Origin of the sequence: Hymenobacter arizonensis (assembly GCF_900115775.1) — a bacterium.
GTDB lineage: Bacteria > Bacteroidota > Bacteroidia > Cytophagales > Hymenobacteraceae > Hymenobacter > Hymenobacter arizonensis.
On record NZ_FOXS01000001.1, the window covers coordinates 683,744 to 700,920 of the forward strand.

Below are 17,177 nucleotides of genomic sequence, written 5' to 3' on the forward strand. Positions count from 1 at the left end.
CTACGCCCAGATGTTGTTGGCTTCCGTGAGGATGATGGGCCGGCCGTCGGTAATCACAATGGTGTGCTCGTGCTGGGCCACGAAGCTGCCGTCCTTGGTCACCAACGTCCAGCCGTCGCTGGTTTGATGGGCAATTTTGGCGCGGGTGGAGATGAAGGTTTCGACGGCCACCACCGAATTCTTCTGGAAGCGCTTCCGGTTGTAGGGGTCGTAGAAACAGGGGATTTCCTTCGGCTCTTCGTGCAGGCTGCGCCCCACGCCGTGCCCCACCAGATTCCGGATAACCTGATAGCCAGCCTTGCGGGCTTCGCTTTGAATCAGGCGTCCGATTTCGGCAATGCGCACCCCGCCTTTAATCTGGTCGAGGGCCGTGCGCAGGATTTGCCGGGAGGCATCAACCAGGGGCTGGTGGTGGTGCACGTCGGCGCCCAGCACAAACGAACCGCCGTTATCGGCCCAGTAGCCGTTCAGCTCCGCCGACACATCGATGTTGACCAGGTCGCCTTCCTGCAGCGTTCGCAGCGGCGACGGAATGCCATGCGCCACCTCGTTGTTGACGCTGATGCACGTCCAGCCGGGAAAGCCATAGGTAAGCTTCGGGGCTGATTTGGCGCCCAGCTCGGCCAGCAAGCCCCCGCCGTACTCGTCCAATTCCTGGGTGTTCATGCCCGGACGAGCGTATTCCCGCATTTTACGAAGCGTGATGCCAACGGCCTGGCTAATACGTTGGAGCCCGATGAACTCCGCTTGGGATGTGATGGACATAAGAAGAGAGGAGTAAGGGTGAGCGGCAACGCCATAACCCAGCATCTTGAGCAGATGCGCAGGGTCGGGGCGAAAGATAACGCTTGCCGGTTACTGCATACCGCTTCCGTTGCCTTGCCGCTGCTTTCGCCGCACGGCTGTCCAGGCCGTATAACGGCGCATGAAACGACCCTATATCATCTGCCACATGATGTCCTCAGTGGACGGCAAAATCCTCTCTTCCAACTGGCAGGACGAGGAGTTGACCCGCACTTTCGCCGGTTATTTTGAGAAGTACCACGTCACGTTCACCAGCCAAGCCTGGATGTGCGGACGCATTACTATGGAGCGCGACTTCTCCGATGGCGTACAGCCAGAGTTGCGCGCGGTCCCACACCCCATTGCCCGCGAACCCTTCATCGGGGACAAGAACGCCACTTCCTTTGCCATTGCCGTCGATGCCCACGGCAAGCTGGGCTGGGACAGCAACGAGACGGGAGGCGACCACCTTATTGAAGTCCTGACCGAGCAAGTCAGCGACGAATACCTCTACTACCTGCAGCGGCAAAACATTTCCTACTTGTTTGCTGGCAAGACCGAGGTCGACTTTGCATCGGCCCTGCAACAGCTCGCCGAGTTGTTTCCCATTGAAACCCTCATGCTGGAAGGCGGCGGCCACCTAAACGGCTCACTGCTGAACGCCGGACTCATCGATGAGCTGAGCCTGTTGCTGCTGCCCATTGCCGACGGCACCCCCAAGTCGCCGACCACCTTTGAGGTCAGCGACTACCTAACCAAAGGCCCAGCAACGCGGCTAAACCTGACCGAAGTGCAGCGCCTGGATGACGACGTGGTCTGGTTGAAATACCGGTTTGCTCATTCTTAAAGGCTGTTTAAGCTAATTGTGATGGCGCGGAGCTGTGCCCCGTGACGGGCTATTAGCAAGCCTCTGGCCTGTGGTCGTTGAATAAGACCGCCTGACACCCCCCAACTTGCGCGGGGCACAGCCCCGCGCCATCGGAATTAACTTAAACAACCTCTTAGACTTTCCCAACTGATTTGGCCACCATCAGCCACTTTCAACTGCTCCTCCATAAAAGCAACAGCTTGGAACTAAACACTAAGCCCCTTCGCTATCTGTAAGCCACTGCTTCTGCCAGAGGCGTATCTCAGCCGCGCACACCCTCATCCTCCTACCAACACAAACTCTATGAAACAGCACCTCCTTCTCCTCCTTGGTTGCTCTGCGGCCGTGCTCTCGTGCACCCGCGATGCGCCAGCGGTGCCTGATACAACGACTACGCCCGCCCCAACCGGGGCCCCGGTGGAAACCAACGCCCCCAATGCGGATTATCGTCCGGCTTTTGCGGGCCAGACCCGTGTTGGCAGTGTCACGACGCCCGCCAGCAGCTACCGCTCGGCGGTTATTGCCTCTTCGCTAAGCAGCCCCTGGGGCGTCGTGACACTGCCCGGCGGCCGCTTGCTGGTAACCGAAAAAACCGGCCGGATGCGGATTGTAACTTCCTCCGGCGCGGTCAGCGAGCCCATTACGGGCTTGCCGGCGGTGAATGCGGGTGGGCAGGGCGGCCTGCTAGGCGTGTGCCTCGACCCCGATTTTGCTACCAACCGCATGGTGTACTGGTCGTTCGCGGAAGCCCGCCCGGGCGGCAACCTAACGGCCATAGCCAAGGGCCGGCTGGCCGATAACGAGCGCACCATCGAAGGCGCTACTGTTATTTACCGAGCCGACCCTGCGTACGGGGGCACGCTGCACTACGGGGGCCGGGTGGTGTTCGACCGCACGGGTCACCTGGTGGTGAGCACCGGCGAACGTTCGGATTTGGCCACGCGGCCTCAGGCGCAGTCGGTGGCTTCCGGCTTGGGCAAGCTCATGCGCATCACCCGAGACGGGCAACCCGCCCCCGGCAACCCCGTGTTTACGCAGGCGGGTGCCCGGCCCGAACTATATTCCATCGGCCACCGCAACCCGCAGGGCCTGGCCATCCATCCGGTAACGGGGGAGGTCTGGCAAAGCGAACACGGCCCCCGGGGAGGCGATGAACTCAACCGCATCCAGGCGGGTGCCAACTACGGCTGGCCGACCGTTAGTTACGGCATCGAATACGGCGGCCAGCCCATAGGCAGCGGCATTCAGCAAGGCACCGGCCTGACGCAACCCGTCTACTACTGGGACCCCGTGGTGTCGCCGAGCGGCATGACTTTTTACGCGGGCAACCGGGTGCCGGAATGGCAAAATAACCTGTTTATCGGCGCCCTTAGCGGCACGCACATTATTCGCCTGGTCATCGACAACAACCAAGTGGTGGGGGAAGAGCGGCTGCTGGCCAGCGAAGCCCAGCGCTTTCGGGACGTAACCCAGGGCACTGATGGCGCCCTCTACGCCATCACGGACCAGGGCCGCCTCTACCGCATCGACCGGCCGTAACTCTTTTCTCGCCGCAGCTGCCACGGACCAAGTAAGATTCGGCGGCCCCGGCAGCTGCGGCGAGCTTCCTGGGCTACTCCAATATCACCGTCCGGCGGTCGCTCACGAGCACCGTGAACACGCCGAGGCCGCCCTGCACCGTGCTGCGGATGCGGGCCGGCTGCGCGAAAGGGTTGCCGTTGGCCCGGACGGCCCCTTCCACACTCTGCAGGAAGTTGTAATACTGAGGCTCCATGTGGAAGAGCGTGGCGGTCATGGTGTCGCCGGGCATGAAGCGGAAGGTGGTCAGGGCCGTGTAGGTCTGCCCGTTGAACAGCTGGTCGTTGAGCAAGTAGTCGCCCGCGTCGTCGTTGGGCTCGCGGGAGTTGTTCAGGAGCAAGTAGTAGAAATTAGCCGTAGCAGCCGGGTCGGTCCAGCGGGTAACCACATTGGCCCGTCGGTCGCCGCCGCTCAGGCCGTTGAACCCGTAGCGCACCGTGTCAATCGGAATGAAAGTAGGCACGCTAGCCGTGCCCGTGACGTTGTGGCCGCGGGTGTCGCGCACGTCCAGAGCGAACCGCTGCCCGGGCTGCATCGCCAAGGGCGTGGTGCCGATGTGAGTGAATACCTTGCGCGTAACCGGGTCGATGCCCGGCGCGAACCGCAGGGGCACCACTTGGCCGCTGGGCAGCGTGAGACGGGCCGTAACGTCTACGGGCAGCTGAATGGTGATGCCGTTGGGCAGGCCTAGCCCCAGCGTGGGCGTGGTGGCCGTCGGCAGCGTGATGGTGGGCTGGCCGGTGTCCACCCGTGTGGGCAGGTACGCGCCGGACTCCACCACCGTGAGGCGCGGCACCTGGCCCGCCTGCAAGTAGCACTCCACCACGAGCTCGGGCGTGTAGGCGGGCAGGACGACGTCGACTTCCTTTTCCAGGTTGCACCCGGCGGCGGCAAGCAGCAGGCTTCCCAAGCCAATGGCGGCGACTAGCTGTTTGGCTTTCATGCGGTCAGGATTAGAATTTGAAGTTGTAGGTAACCGACGGAATGATGGGGAACAGAGACACTTGCTGCGCCGTGAAGCCATTGATTACGTCGGTTGTCTGGTCGCGCGACACTTCGAAGTACACGAAGTAGGCGTTGCGCCGGTCGTAGGCGTTGTACACGCTGAAGGTGAGGTCGCGCTCGGTGCCGAAGCGCACGGGCCGGAGTTTCCACACCACGCCCAGGTCGAGGCGGTGGTAGGGGATGAGGCGGTAGGTGTTGCGGTCGGGGTACACGGGCACGGCCAGCAGGTCGCCCCCCGGCACGTTTTGCAGCGGAAAGCGGCCGGCCGGCAGCGTGGCCGGCGCGCCGCTGGTGTACACAAAGCTGGACGTCAGACTGAGGCGGGTATTCAGTTGGTGGAGCACCACCACGTTGAGGTTGTGGCGACGGTCGTAGCTGGGGTAGTAATCGCGGCCGTCGTTGATGCCGTCGGTGCCGCGCTGGGGCGGAAACCGCCGCCACGCCCAGGCCAGCGTGTAGCCTATCCAGCCGGTGGTTTTGCCTTCCTTCTTTTCCAGGTACAGCTCGTTGCCGTAGCTCCAGCCCCGGCCGAACAGAAACTCCTGGTCGAGGTTGGGGTTGGCAAAAATCTGGGCCCCGTCGCGGAAGTCCACCTGGTTGGCAGCCCACTTGTAGTACACCTCATCTGTGAGCAAAAACTTGCCGCCAAACAGCAGCAGGCTAAATCCCGTGCTTACCTGCTGCGAGCGTTGCGGCTTCACACTCAGGCGGGTGGGGTACCAAATATCAGTCGGCAGCGAGGCCCCCGTGTTGCTCACGAGGTGGGCGTATTGGTACATCAAGGCGTAGTTGGCCTTTAACGCCAGATTGTCCGAGAGCGAGTAGCGCACCGCCGCCCGGGGCTCTATCCCGCCATACACGCGCCCCTCGCTGCTGAAGCCGCTCAGGCGCAGCCCCACCTCGGCCTGCAGCTTGTCGCTCACCTTCCAGCTGTCGCTGGCGTAGAGGCCTCCTTCCAATGCGGGGTAGGAAATGTCGTCGTCGATGTTCAGAGAATTGTCGCCCGTTTCCACCTGCAGGCGGCCCACGCCAAAGGTGTGATGCGTGACGCTGCCCCCGAAGCGGACCTGGTGCGCCGGGTGCGGGGCATAGTCAAAATCAACGCGGGCGTTGTAGTCTCGAATGGTGGAGGTCAGACCAAAGGAGGCAATGTCAAAGGCACTGCCTAGCTTGTAGCGGTAGCTGGTCACGCCCACCTGGGTATTGGCCGTGAGCTGGGGCGAGAACGTGTGCTGCCAGCGCAGTGTGCCCAGGGTATTGCCCCAGGAAAAGTTGGCCGACAGGTTGCCAAACGAGTTGAACCCGAATACGTCGCGCCCCAAGTAAGCGGTAGCAAATACCTGGTCTTTCTCGCCCAAGGTGTAGTTGGCCTTGGCGTTGAAATCGTGAAAATAGTAGTCGGGGATAGGCCGCCAGCTTTCGTCAGAGGCATTAGCCCGGTTGAGGGCGCGGGTAAAAATGTCGAAGTAGGTGCGCCGTCCGCTCACAAGGAACGAGCCTTTGCCATTGTTAATGGGCCCTTCCAGGCTCAGGCGCGAAGCAATAAGCCCAATGCCGCCGTTCACCGTAAACTTCTCGCGGCTGCCTTCACGCATCTTCACGTCAATCACGGAGGAAAGGCGCCCGCCAAACTGCGCCGGAAAGCCCGATTTATACAAGTCTACCGACTGCACCGCATCGGAGTTGAACACCGAAAACAGCCCGAACAAGTGGTTAGGGTTGTATACCAGTGCGTTGTCGAGCAGTACCAGGTTCTGGTCGGCCGAGCCGCCGCGCACGAACAGACCGCTGCTGCCTTCGCCGCCGCTTTGCACACCAGGCTTGAGCTGCAGCGTTTTGAGGATATCGACCTCGCCGAACAGGGCCGGCAGTAGCTTGGCTTCCCGCACCGTGAGGCGCTCGACGCCCATCTGCGTGGTTTCGAGCTTTTCCTGCAAGGTTTGCTGTCCCTGCACCACCACTTCGCTCAACTCGTTGTCGCTGGGGGCCAGTGCCAGGTCGCGCTGCTGGTTACGGCCCATGTTCACGCGGAAGGTTTGCGGCAAGTAGCCCACAAAGGACACTGTAACCTCTTGGGACCCGGTCGGTATCTCCAGGCGGTACCGGCCCAGCTCATCGGTGGCCGTGCCCAGGCCCAGGGAGGGCACAGCTACCGTGGCCCCCGGCAGCGCCGTGCCATCGGTGCCGCGCACCAGGCCGCTGAGGATGTGTCGCACCTGCGCCCAACCCAAGTGGGGAGCCAGCAGCCCCAGCAGCGTTAGGATAATGGCGGCCCGGCTGCTAGTGCAAATTCTTGTCGGCATACGTTGCTCCTGAATTACCTTAATTTCCTCACCGAGAGTCAAACCCAAAAGCTCTCAACCAAAAACTCGCAAGACTTGCTCCTTATCGCAGAGGCGTCTGGGTTTATCTGAATCGATGACTAAGCCACAACTCAGCCCGATTTAGACCCGTGCTGCTCGCTTTAACTTTTGGGTAACTACCTAACGGGTCGGAAGGTTGGTAAACAGTCTGCCGGTTTCTTCCGCAGCTACCGGGGCAGAGGTGGTTTAGCCAAGCCGAACAGCAGAAGAACGTACAAGCTTACTGCTGGTATCAGCAAATACGGCAAAGCGACATTTGATAAAGAAGGCGCATACCAAAGCGCTTTTAAGGCACCTGAAGCTGCTTCAAAGCAAGTTGCCAAGGCGGAAACTTCTCACTTCAGGCTAAAGCCAAGCTCAGCTTCAGTCGTTACAGACCTGTTCAACGCCGAGCAATAATGCACAGGCTACCATTCCTCTAACCTCTATAGGAAGCCGTGCTTGAACCATGTAGGAATGGCATGCCGCGTTGGCTAAACGAGCTTGCTTTAGCCAATACAAATCAGGGTATAACGAAACATGCCTCAGCCATAAGCAAAGGGTTCTACCCGCCTCTACTTGCTGCCCTGAAACGAGCGGCCCTAACTGCTTTTAGCAGAGTAGCTAGCCGTCCAGAGCGCAACTTGTCAGCAGACTACTTTTTGGTTGCTTTTATCAACCAATTAGCCACCGCAGTTACAGTAACCGTGCTGGCGGCTGCCACTGCCGCTACTACTTTGTGCCCATCGGGCGTAGCTGGCGAGTTCACCAAGTCCTGAAACCGTTTGAGCGGATTGTTTTCACCTTCCTGCTCGTGTTGCGCAGTGGCTTGGACGTTAACTTCCTCTTGGGATGAATCGTTGGCCGTGGTGTCGTTGGCCGCCTGGGGGTTAGAATTGGAGTCGTTCATGGGAGCGTGGAGTTGTTGCTTTGTGATAGGTGCCCTTTGCGCCAGGTACGCGACCAGCAGCAGGCCACCGCCTAGCAATGCTATTGCTACGTACTTCACAAGGATAGGTAATGATACCCTTTGCCAAACGCGGGTAAAGTCCTTAGGGTTACTAATATTTCGCAGCTTTACCGGCCCGGCAAGTGCCAAGCTCCGTGACTGATGTTAGTAACACCTCATTGGTTTTCAGTCCAATCCTCATAATGAGTGGAGCGCACGCGGCGTCTAGCCAGCTCGACAAATTGGTGCCTCTACAAGCATGCAAGCGACTACTCGGCTATCTGTCGTTCGGCCCTGTGGCTCGTATTCATCAGCCACTCGGCGCAAAGCGTGGCGCTGCCCAAGTCAGCATCACCAGCAAACTGTCTTAAAGGTGCTTAGCCCAACCGCTCCTGAAACGCGGCCAGAAACAACCCCACGTGGTAGCCATCGGCCAGGCCGTGGTGAATATTGATGGAAACCGGCATGAGCGTAGCCCCGCCCTCCATATAGGTCTGGCCCACCGAAATCTTGGGGCAGCTGTCGGGGTGGCTGAAGCTGCGGGCGTGGCTCAGGCCCGTGAAGCGCACCCACGGCACGGCCGAGAAGTGAATGACATCGGGCCGGCTGGTGGTTTCGTTTAGGCGCAGGCCCTGGCTGGCCTGTACGGCCGCGATTTCGGCAGTGGCAGCCTGTATAAAGTCCGCCAGCTCGTTGTGGTGCTCGATGAAGGAGAACCCAAACGTGTTGTCGGCCCGGCCAATGGTAGCCGAGGCGTGAATGCGGTCGTAGCAGTACACCTGCCCGTCCTCGATGCGGTAGCGAAAGGCCTCTACCTCGTTCACCGCTTGCAAGGCCGCGTGGAGGTAGTACAAGAAAAACGGCACGCCGAGTCGCTTGGCTTCAGCCAGAGCGCGGGTGCAGTCAACGGTGGCCACCAGGCCGAAAAAAGGCTCCTCAAATGCGGAGAAGAAAGTGAAATGCTCGCGCCGGTTCCAGCTGGCTATGTCAAGTAGGTGCTTCATGGGCCGGCAAAGGACGGGGATATATGTCTTGTTCAAGTTTTTCGCGCCTGAAACGGGGGGATTGTTAGCAGGCACTTCTGCTCATGGCTTTTTCGCCGTGGCCTACTATCATTTACCTTGAAGCCCGATACCTTTAATCCATAAACGTGCTACTCAATCCGCGCATGAAACAACTCCTACTCGTGCTGCTGCTGATAAGCCTAAGTTTTCAGGCTCGAAGCCAGGAGCGCAAGCGTGCCCGCGAGTACGGCATCCGCATTGGGGTGCTGCCAACTGGCCCACTCAACGCCATTACCGACGTGGCCGGCGTACGCGTGGGGCACACCACCCTAATACAAGGCGAGGCTGTGCGAACTGGCGTCACGGCCATTGTGCCGCACCCGGGCAACGTGTTTCAGCAGAAAGTGCCTGCCGCGGTCTACGTGGGCAACGGCTTTGGCAAGCTGGCGGGCAGCACGCAGGTACAGGAGCTCGGCGTGCTGGAAACCCCAATTGTACTGACTAACACCCTGGGCGTGGGCACGGCCCTGAACGCTGTGGTGGACTACGTGCTGCGTCAACCCGGCAATGAAAAGGTGCAATCGGTGAACGCCTTGGTGGGGGAGACCAACGACGGCGGACTCAACGACATCCGCGGCCGTCACGTGACGGCCGCGCACGTGCTGGCAGCCATCGAGCAGGCCCAGGCCGGGCCAGTGGCCGAGGGCAATGTCGGAGCCGGCACGGGCACGGTGTGCTTTGGCTTCAAGGGAGGCATCGGCACTGCCTCACGCGTGGTGCCAGCTGCATTAGGCGGCTACACCGTGGGCGTGTTGGTGCAAACGAATTTTGGCGGCGTCCTCCAGATAAACGGGGCCCCAGTCGGCCAGGCATTGAAGCAGTTTTACCTGAGCCAGCACCTTCCCGACCCCGCCGATGGTTCCTGCATGATAGTAGTGGCCACCGATGCCCCGCTCGAGGCCCGCAACCTGGAGCGGCTGGCCAAACGCGCTATGATGGGCCTGGCCAAAACTGGCGGCATTGCCGCCAACGGCAGCGGAGATTACGTCGTCGCCTTCTCCACTCATGCTGGCGGGTTCGTGCCCTACGCGCCCACAGCCGCGACCCAAACGACTACCATGCTAACCAACGAGGCAGTGTCGCCGCTGTTTCTGGCTGTGATAGAAGCCACCGAAGAAGCCATCATTAACTCCATGTTCCGAGCCGAAACGATGCAGGGCAAGCAGCGCATCGAAGCCTTACCCCTGGACAAAGTGCTGAAGATTTTAAAGCAACATCATGCCCGCTAGCTCGCCGCTCTACGCCTACATTCACGGCCAATTCACGCCCCTCGACCAAGCGTTTCTGCACGTCAGCGACCTGGCCATTCTGCGCGGCTACGGCGTGTTCGATTTCTTCAAGGTGCATGCTCGGGAGCCGTTGTTTCTCGACGCTTACCTCGACCGTTTCTACCGCTCGGCGCAACTCCTGGAACTAACCGTGCCCCTGGAGCGCCCGGCATTGGCAGGAGTAATTGAGGAGCTGATTCAACGCAACAACCTCCCCTTATCCGGCATCAAAATGGTCCTGACCGGCGGCTACTCGGCCAATGGCTACGAGCCCGGCAAACCCAACCTGCTACTGACTCAGCAGCCACTAGCGCTGCCCACGCCCGAGCAAGTCGCAAAGGGCATTAAGCTCATCATCCACGACTTCCTGCGCGAGCTTCCATCGGCCAAAACCATTAACTACGCCACGGGCATCCGGCTGCTAAAGCAGATGAAAGCGCAGGGCGCCGACGACGTGCTCTACCACCACCAGGGCGTGGTGACGGAGGCGCCGCGGGCGAATTTTTTCGTGGTAAAACACGACAATACAGTCGTGACCCCCGCCATCGACGTGCTGGCAGGCATCACGCGCCACAATCTGTTGACCCTATCCGCGCCGCCCGCTCGCATAATCGAAGGCCCGGTGACCCTGGCCGAGGTGTATCAAGCCAAGGAAGCCTTCCTGACCAGCACCACCAAGCGGGTGCTGCCGGTGGTGCAGATTGATGACGTCGTCCTGGGCTCGGGTCAGCCCGGGCCCGTGACCCTGGCCTTTCTGCAAGCGCTGCTGGAACTGGAGGCGCAACAGCAGCGGTAGCGGCAACTGGCGCGAGTTTAGGCGCAGCCGTAACTCGTGACTGGCCATCGAGCGAGGCTGCGCCTCGCATCAGAACGACCCGCATAAGGCCTGTACCCAGCCTTACGCTTTCTTGCCGCGTTGCGGCAGTGGAGGCCCAACCTCCACGTCATAGCCAGTCACGAGTTTAGGCTTCATATAATTATGATATTTATTCTCCTTGTTGCTGCTTGACCTCAGTCTCATATTTGTCCTTTTGCTTTCCGACCTCAGCAGCTTGACTAAGAATCACTTCAAACATTTTCTTGGGAGCTTCAACCACTAAATAGTCTTCATTAAACAACTCTTTGTATGTTTCTAGGAAAAGGTCAGTTTCACGAAAATCGTTAAATAATGGCCACATCTTATAAGAAGCTTTGTCTATATCACCTTCGCTTCCAAGCTTTTTCATGATTTGAGCAACGTTTTCATGGTTGCCTAAAAGCGCTTCTTTTGCAATTTTAAACTTGTCACTACAAGCACTCCAGTCTTTACTTGAAACTAATTCATTACAGGCTTTCTGGTTTCCACCTAATTTGTAGGATAGAGCTTTATTAACAAATAATGTATTCTTGCTCTCTTCATTGTAATGCTTTTTCAATGTTGTAGTGGCAAAATCTAGCAACACATCAGAAATATTGAAATGCTTCTGCTGCAATAAGTCATAGCAAATTTCATTTAGGCTATTATCGGCCTTCTCAAGGTCAGTAGGAAGGATTTTTCGCCACACTACTTGCGTCAATTTAACAGATAACTCATAAAGGCACTTATAAGCAGATTCAAAATATTCTGAATTTACTACTAGCTTATCACCTGGTTTGAGTGGCTTTTTGAGCTTGACATTATTCTGCCTGCAAACAGATAAGTATTGATTAGAAACAATTCCATCTGAATGGACAAACAAATTTCTGCGTTCTGTTAACTCGATGAAATCTTGCCAGATTGGTAAATCTTTCCTCATCGGAATTCCAAGTTTGCTTTCAAGCCAGATGAAATGTTCAGTATGACTGTCCCTTAGGATTGTTTCTACTTCTTTCTCAATTAGGGATTCCCTAGCTTCTTCAATTGACTTCAATTCAAGGAGCCGAGCAAAAGTTAAGCTCTTTTCGCTTGAGCTTAATATTTCGGGTTTTACTTGGAAAATTTCCTTGATAAGTTTTCCAATAAAGGAATCGAATTGACTTACCAAAGAGACGAGTAAACTACTTGGAATTATGGTAGATGCTACTGATGCATTCTCGGAATTTCTTTTTAAAATACTGTACTTGTGACTATCTTCTGATGAAAAAATATAATACTCTTCATTATTCTCATTTTTTTCTTCTATCCCATTCGAATTAACAAAATCCAACAGTGCTTTGCTTGCATTAGCATTGCTAGCTGTAACGAAAAGCATGACGACCGGGAAAGTGTCTCTTAATCCATCAATTTGTTTTATGAATTCTTTGTTGACGTTATCAAATTTATTAGCTGATTTTAATGTATCTAATGCTTCAGTAGACATGGATTTGAGCTAGGATGAAATGAAAAAGAGGTGCCACCTCAGCAAGGTAGCACCTCTTTCGAGTGGGACAAAATATAGAATTACATATTGCGCCGGTACTGCCCGCCGACCTCAAACAGCGCATTCGTAATCTGCCCGAGCGAGCAGTATTTCACCGTTTCCATCAGCTCGGCAAACAGGTTGCCGTTGGCCACAGCCACTTGCTGGAGCTGCTTGAGGCGCGCCGGGGCCTGGTCGGCGTTGCGCTGGTGCAGCAGGGTGAGCATGTCGATTTGGTACTGCTTTTCCTCCTCCGTGGCGCGGATGACTTCGGCCGGCACCACCGTGGGCGAGCCCTTAGACGAGAGGAAGGTATTCACGCCGATGATGGGGTACTCGCCGGTGTGCTTCAGCATCTCGTAGTGCATGCTTTCCTCCTGGATTTTGCCGCGCTGGTACATGGTTTCCATGGCCCCGAGCACGCCGCCGCGCTCCGTGATGCGGTCGAATTCGAGCAGCACCGCCTCTTCCACCAGGTCGGTCAGTTCCTCGATGATGAAGGAGCCTTGCAGCGGGTTTTCGTTTTTGGCCAGGCCCAGCTCGCGGTTGATGATGAGCTGAATGGCCATGGCGCGGCGCACCGACTCCTCAGTAGGCGTGGTAATGGCTTCGTCGTAGGCGTTGGTATGCAGGGAGTTGCAGTTGTCGTAGATGGCATACAGCGCCTGCAACGTGGTGCGGATGTCGTTGAAGTCGATTTCCTGGGCGTGCAGGCTGCGGCCCGAGGTCTGGATGTGGTACTTCAACATCTGGCTGCGGGCGTCGGCGTTGTACTTCAGCTTCATGGCCTTGGCCCAGATGCGGCGCGCCACCCGCCCAATCACGGCGTACTCCGGGTCGATGCCGTTGGAGAAGAAGAAGCTCAGGTTGGGCGCAAAGTCGTTCACGCTCATGCCGCGGCTCACGTAGTACTCCACGAACGTGAAGCCGTTGGAGAGCGTGAGGGCCAGCTGCGTAATCGGGTTGGCACCTGCCTCGGCAATGTGGTAGCCCGAAATCGACACCGAGTAGAAGTTTCTAACCTTCTGCTGGATGAAGTACTCCTGCACGTCGCCCATCAGGCGCAGGGCAAACTCGGTGCTGAAAATGCAGGTGTTCTGGGCCTGGTCCTCCTTCAGAATGTCGGCCTGCACGGTGCCGCGCACCTGCGTCAGCGTGCGGGCCTTAATGGTTTCGTACACGTCGGCGGGCAGCACCTGGTCGCCGGTCACGCCGAGCAGCATCAAGCCGAGGCCGTCGTTGCCGTCGGGCAGCTCGCCCTGGTAGCGAGGGCGGGTGAGGTTTTTCTCCGCGTAAATCTGGTCGATTTTAGCGTCGACTTCCGCTTCCAGCCCGTTTTCCTTGATGTACAGCTCGCACTGCTGGTCGATGGCGGCGTTCATGAAAAACGCAGCCAGATGCGCCGCCGGGCCATTGATGGTCATCGATACCGACGTGCTGGGGTTGGCCAGGTTGAAGCCGGAGTAGAGCTTCTTGGCGTCGTCGAGGCAGGCGATGCTCACGCCGGCGTTGCCGATTTTACCGTAGATGTCGGGCCGCAGGTCTGGGTCTTCGCCGTAGAGCGTCACAGAGTCGAAGGCCGTGCTCAGGCGCTTGGCGGGCAGGCCCATGCTCACGTAGTGGAAGCGGCGGTTGGTGCGCTCCGGTCCGCCCTCGCCGGCAAACATGCGGGTGGGGTCTTCGCCCTCGCGCTTGAAGGGGAACACGCCGGCCGTGTAGGGGAATTCGCCGGGGAAGTTCTCCTGCATGGCCCAGCGCAGGCGGTCGCCCCAGCCGGTGTAGCGCGGCGTGGCCACCTTCGGAATCATGTTGCCCGACAGCGACTTGCTGTGCGTCTGCACCCGGATTTCCTTGCCGCGCACCGAGTACACGTACTCCGGGTTGCGGTAATTCTGAAGAGTATTTTCCCAGTTCTCCAGAATGGCCTGGCTGTCGGCATCGAGGCGGCGGAGCTGGGTTTGCTTGTTCTTGCTGAACTCCTCTACAGTGCTGTCGCCGTCTTTTTTCTCGGCGCGGTAGTGCTCTTCGAGCTTGGCAAATGCGCCGGCTATTTCCGCAATCTGGGCCTGCTCGCGCACCCGCTGGTCGTAGGCGCGGTTGGTTTCGGCAATCTCCGAGAGGTAGCGGGTGCGGTGCGGCGGGATAATGTAAATCTTCTCCGAATCCTCCACCGTGGTTTCGAGGCTGGAAGCGAAGGTGGCGCCGGTTTTAGTTTCCAGCATCTTCAGCACAGCCCGGTAGAGGCGGTTCATGCCTGGGTCGTTGAACTGCGAGGCAATGGTGCCGAACACGGGCATTTCGTCCGTGGGCTGGTCCCACAGGCCGTGGTTGCGCTGGTACTGCTTGCGCACGTCGCGCAGGGCGTCGAGGGCACCGCGCTTGTCAAACTTGTTGAGGGCAATGACGTCGGCAAAATCGAGCATGTCGATTTTCTCCAGCTGCGTAGCCGCGCCGTACTCGGGCGTCATCACATACAAGCTGGCGTCGGAGTGCTCGATGATTTCGGTATCAGACTGGCCGATGCCGGAGGTTTCGAGGATAATCAGGTCGTAGTTGGCGGCCTTCACCACGTCTACCGCGTCCTGCACATACTTGCTCAAAGCCAGGTTGCTCTGGCGCGTGGCTAGGCTGCGCATGTACACCCGCGGCGAGTTGATGGAGTTCATCCGAATCCGGTCGCCAAGCAGGGCGCCGCCGGTCTTGCGCTTGCTGGGGTCCACGGAGATAATGGCGATGGTCTTGTCCGGGAAGTCCATCAAAAAGCGCCGCACCAACTCATCCACCAGCGACGACTTGCCCGCGCCGCCCGTGCCCGTAATGCCGAGAATGGGAGCGGAGTGCTTGGCGCTCAACTCCTGATTCTGATTAGCCTCACTCTGCTGAAACTCCTGCACCAACTGGTCTTTCACCCGCTCAAACTCCTCGGGGAAGTTCTCAGCTGCCGAAATCAAGCGGCCAATGCTACGGGCGTCTTTCTCTTTTACGTGGCCGGCCTCACCGTTCAGGTTCTGGCCCGTAGGGAAGTCGGCGTGCTCCAGCAGGTTATTTATCATGCCCTGAAGGCCCATGGCGCGGCCATCGTCGGGCGAATAAATGCGCGTAATGCCATAGCCCATCAGCTCGGCAATCTCCGTAGGCAAAATCACGCCGCCGCCGCCACCGAAGATTTTGATGTGACCGGCGCCGCGCTCCTTAAGCAGGTCGTGCATGTACTTGAAGTACTCGTTGTGCCCGCCCTGGTAGCTGGTGATGGCAATGGCCTGGGCATCTTCCTGAATGGCGCAATCCACGATTTCCTGCACCGAGCGGTTGTGGCCCAGGTGAATAACCTCGGCGCCGCTGCTCTGAATAATGCGGCGCATGATGTTGATGGCCGCGTCGTGGCCGTCAAACAGCGCGGCAGCAGTTACAATACGAACGTGATTTTTGGGCTTGTAGGGCGCAACAGGAGCTTGCATGAGCAGGGGAGTAGCGAGTGGGAATTTGACGGGGTGAAGGTACGAAAGAAGCCCCGGCACGTTGGCGCCGGGGCTTTTCAGGTTTCCTTCCTTTGTTGGAGTTGCGTGCTCAGTTGGGGCTTAGTACCGTCACATACAGGCTCAGGTTGAGGGGCTGGACTTTCCACTGGTCTTCGGACTTATCGCGGAAAACCATGCGGTGCGTGGCTGATAGTGCCGCCGGTACCAGCAGTGCGCTCCATTCCGCTTGATTGTCAGGGGCGCCATCCAACCATTCTAGCGTTACGGCCACCCGGGCATGGACCCCAACGTTGATATCATAGGCCCTTAAATCGATGTGCTGCCACCCGCTGGCTTGGTTAGGAACACTGAAAATGACGTCACGAGTAAGGAGTGCAACGGATGGATGGTCCTCTGAATTGAGGGCGCGGACGTTCAGCCGAAATTTCAAGTTTTTAAAATTGTTGCGGCCAATGTAAAAGTGGGCGTCTTCCACAAAGCTGTTAGCTTTCATATGCAAAATGGTGCCTACTTCCCGGCCCAGCTTGCTGGCGGGCATCTGGTCGGTAGCGAGGTGAAAATTGTAGTAGGTGAGCCCCCATGCCCCGTTGCGGCCGATGGAGTGGCGTTTCCATCCGGCACCCCGCACCACCACTTCAGTCAGCGCCTGCACTTGAGGTTCCAGCCTTATTTCGCTGAGCTTGGCCAAATCAGCTACCGCCACTTTTTGAGATAGGTACCCCACGCAGGATACCACCAGCGTATCTGTCAGCGCCGCGCCTTGGAGACGTTCGGTACTGAAGCGCCCCAAACTGTCCGCCACAGTCCCAATGGGCTTATTTTTTATCCCCGCCGAACCATAGGGAATCGGATTTCCGGTAACCGAATCCACGATGCGCGTGGGCGGAACAGGCGTGGTCGCCATCAGCGACAATAGAGGTAGCGAGGTCAGCAAGCGAACGAAAAAAGGCAGCATAGCGGGCGGTTAAGTTGCCAAAGTGAGGCTCTATGCACCACACTTGGTTGCACCAAAGCCCGTCGCTTCGGCTAAGTGGAACCGCATTTCTCATCCTGTAAAATTTTCTCTCGTCCTACCAGTGGCCACAAATCAATTTCGCCTGTTCTACTATGCCAAGGGCGCAAAGCGCAGCAAAAATTTAATAGATATGGAAGAACGAACCCTAACGCCGGAAGACATTGACCGCATCATCGAAATGGCGTGGGAAGACCGCACCCCGTTCGAAGCCATCGAGTTGCAGTTTGGCTTATCAGAAGCCAACGTTATCAAACTCATGCGTCAGGAAATGAAAGCCTCCTCGTGGCGGATGTGGCGGGAGCGAGTACAAGGCCGCGCCACCAAGCACCGCGCAAAGAGTGCCGTCGACGATGCGCGCTTCAAATCCACTTTGCAGAAGAACATAACCTTTAATAAGATTTCCAAGCGCCGCTAAGGGCCGGGCGGGTTCTTGTTGCAGCTTCAGCAAGCAAAAACGAACTGCTTAAAA

General features: G+C 57.9%; 14 protein-coding genes. 6 read left to right on the top strand and 8 right to left on the bottom strand.

The features are described 5' to 3' along the window. Positions 1 to 765: a type I methionyl aminopeptidase gene (gene map / locus BMZ66_RS02870; protein ID WP_092668767.1), complete on the bottom strand. Its 765-nt coding sequence runs from the start codon at positions 763 to 765 to the stop codon at positions 1 to 3. 160 nt (positions 766 to 925) lie between these two features. Here map and BMZ66_RS02875 point away from each other — a divergent pair, with 160 nt between their 5' ends. Both BMZ66_RS02875 and BMZ66_RS02880 read left to right on the top strand, forming a co-directional pair. Further along, positions 926 to 1,630: a RibD family protein gene (locus BMZ66_RS02875; protein ID WP_092668769.1), complete on the top strand. Its 705-nt coding sequence runs from the start codon at positions 926 to 928 to the stop codon at positions 1,628 to 1,630. A 324-nt stretch (positions 1,631 to 1,954) separates the two neighbouring features. Continuing rightward, positions 1,955 to 3,190: a PQQ-dependent sugar dehydrogenase gene (locus tag BMZ66_RS02880; RefSeq protein WP_092668771.1), complete on the top strand. Its 1,236-nt coding sequence runs from the start codon at positions 1,955 to 1,957 to the stop codon at positions 3,188 to 3,190. Positions 3,191 to 3,263: 73 nt separating this feature from the next. On the opposite strand, the gene BMZ66_RS02885 is transcribed toward BMZ66_RS02880, so the two are convergent. Both BMZ66_RS02885 and BMZ66_RS02890 read right to left on the bottom strand, forming a co-directional pair. Continuing rightward, a complete protein-coding gene (locus BMZ66_RS02885; RefSeq protein WP_177204570.1) occupies positions 3,264 to 4,172 on the bottom strand; it encodes a DUF4249 family protein in 909 nt (302 codons plus the stop codon). A gap of 10 nt (positions 4,173 to 4,182) precedes the next feature. Then, positions 4,183 to 6,537: a TonB-dependent receptor gene (locus BMZ66_RS02890; protein ID WP_092670232.1), complete on the bottom strand. Its 2,355-nt coding sequence runs from the start codon at positions 6,535 to 6,537 to the stop codon at positions 4,183 to 4,185. Between the two features lie 168 nt (positions 6,538 to 6,705). Here BMZ66_RS02890 and BMZ66_RS25010 point away from each other — a divergent pair, with 168 nt between their 5' ends. Beyond that, on the top strand, positions 6,706 to 6,996 hold the full coding sequence (locus BMZ66_RS25010) for a hypothetical protein (protein WP_143080025.1): 291 nt from the start codon (positions 6,706 to 6,708) through the stop codon (positions 6,994 to 6,996). 235 nt (positions 6,997 to 7,231) lie between these two features. Here the strand turns inward: BMZ66_RS25010 and BMZ66_RS02895 are convergent, their stop codons facing one another. Both BMZ66_RS02895 and BMZ66_RS02900 read right to left on the bottom strand, forming a co-directional pair. Next, positions 7,232 to 7,486 carry a hypothetical protein gene (locus BMZ66_RS02895; protein ID WP_092668775.1) on the bottom strand — a complete coding sequence of 85 codons (255 nt, stop codon included), beginning with the start codon at positions 7,484 to 7,486 and terminating at the stop codon, positions 7,232 to 7,234. 416 nt (positions 7,487 to 7,902) lie between these two features. Continuing rightward, positions 7,903 to 8,529: a chloramphenicol acetyltransferase gene (locus BMZ66_RS02900; protein WP_092668777.1), complete on the bottom strand. Its 627-nt coding sequence runs from the start codon at positions 8,527 to 8,529 to the stop codon at positions 7,903 to 7,905. Between the two features lie 164 nt (positions 8,530 to 8,693). Here BMZ66_RS02900 and BMZ66_RS02905 point away from each other — a divergent pair, with 164 nt between their 5' ends. Both BMZ66_RS02905 and BMZ66_RS02910 read left to right on the top strand, forming a co-directional pair. Further along, entirely contained in the window at positions 8,694 to 9,818 is a 1,125-nt protein-coding gene (locus BMZ66_RS02905; RefSeq protein ID WP_092668779.1) for a DmpA family aminopeptidase, read from the top strand. Next, entirely contained in the window at positions 9,808 to 10,653 is an 846-nt protein-coding gene (locus BMZ66_RS02910; RefSeq protein ID WP_092668781.1) for an aminotransferase class IV, read from the top strand. Before BMZ66_RS02905 ends, BMZ66_RS02910 begins: the two co-directional genes overlap by 11 nt. Before the next feature lie 190 nt (positions 10,654 to 10,843). On the opposite strand, the gene BMZ66_RS02915 is transcribed toward BMZ66_RS02910, so the two are convergent. The 3 genes from BMZ66_RS02915 to BMZ66_RS02925 form a co-directional block, all read right to left on the bottom strand. Then, positions 10,844 to 12,175: a hypothetical protein gene (locus BMZ66_RS02915; RefSeq protein ID WP_092668783.1), complete on the bottom strand. Its 1,332-nt coding sequence runs from the start codon at positions 12,173 to 12,175 to the stop codon at positions 10,844 to 10,846. A gap of 80 nt (positions 12,176 to 12,255) precedes the next feature. Continuing rightward, entirely contained in the window at positions 12,256 to 15,672 is a 3,417-nt protein-coding gene (locus tag BMZ66_RS02920) for a methylmalonyl-CoA mutase family protein (protein ID WP_092668785.1), read from the bottom strand. Positions 15,673 to 15,781: 109 nt separating this feature from the next. Next, on the bottom strand, positions 15,782 to 16,648 hold the full coding sequence (locus BMZ66_RS02925) for a carboxypeptidase-like regulatory domain-containing protein (RefSeq protein ID WP_092668787.1): 867 nt from the start codon (positions 16,646 to 16,648) through the stop codon (positions 15,782 to 15,784). Positions 16,649 to 16,838: 190 nt separating this feature from the next. Here BMZ66_RS02925 and BMZ66_RS02930 point away from each other — a divergent pair, with 190 nt between their 5' ends. Continuing rightward, entirely contained in the window at positions 16,839 to 17,123 is a 285-nt protein-coding gene (locus BMZ66_RS02930) for a TIGR03643 family protein (RefSeq protein WP_092670234.1), read from the top strand. The last annotated feature ends 54 nt before the right edge of the window (positions 17,124 to 17,177 follow it).

Bases quoted from the DNA above. Each gene is read 5' to 3' on its own strand.
- map (WP_092668767.1), bottom strand. From the start codon at position 765: ATGTCCATCACATCCCAAGCGGAGTTCATCGGGCTCCAACGTATTAGC.
- BMZ66_RS02875 (WP_092668769.1), top strand. From the start codon at position 926: ATGAAACGACCCTATATCATCTGCCACATGATGTCCTCAGTGGACGGC.
- BMZ66_RS02880 (WP_092668771.1), top strand. From the start codon at position 1,955: ATGAAACAGCACCTCCTTCTCCTCCTTGGTTGCTCTGCGGCCGTGCTC.
- BMZ66_RS02885 (WP_177204570.1), bottom strand. From the start codon at position 4,172: ATGAAAGCCAAACAGCTAGTCGCCGCCATTGGCTTGGGAAGCCTGCTG.
- BMZ66_RS02890 (WP_092670232.1), bottom strand. From the start codon at position 6,537: ATGCCGACAAGAATTTGCACTAGCAGCCGGGCCGCCATTATCCTAACG.
- BMZ66_RS02895 (WP_092668775.1), bottom strand. From the start codon at position 7,486: ATGAACGACTCCAATTCTAACCCCCAGGCGGCCAACGACACCACGGCC.
- BMZ66_RS02900 (WP_092668777.1), bottom strand. From the start codon at position 8,529: ATGAAGCACCTACTTGACATAGCCAGCTGGAACCGGCGCGAGCATTTC.
- BMZ66_RS02905 (WP_092668779.1), top strand. From the start codon at position 8,694: ATGAAACAACTCCTACTCGTGCTGCTGCTGATAAGCCTAAGTTTTCAG.
- BMZ66_RS02910 (WP_092668781.1), top strand. From the start codon at position 9,808: ATGCCCGCTAGCTCGCCGCTCTACGCCTACATTCACGGCCAATTCACG.
- BMZ66_RS02915 (WP_092668783.1), bottom strand. From the start codon at position 12,175: ATGTCTACTGAAGCATTAGATACATTAAAATCAGCTAATAAATTTGAT.
- BMZ66_RS02920 (WP_092668785.1), bottom strand. From the start codon at position 15,672: ATGCAAGCTCCTGTTGCGCCCTACAAGCCCAAAAATCACGTTCGTATT.
- BMZ66_RS02925 (WP_092668787.1), bottom strand. From the start codon at position 16,648: ATGCTGCCTTTTTTCGTTCGCTTGCTGACCTCGCTACCTCTATTGTCG.
- BMZ66_RS02930 (WP_092670234.1), top strand. From the start codon at position 16,839: ATGGAAGAACGAACCCTAACGCCGGAAGACATTGACCGCATCATCGAA.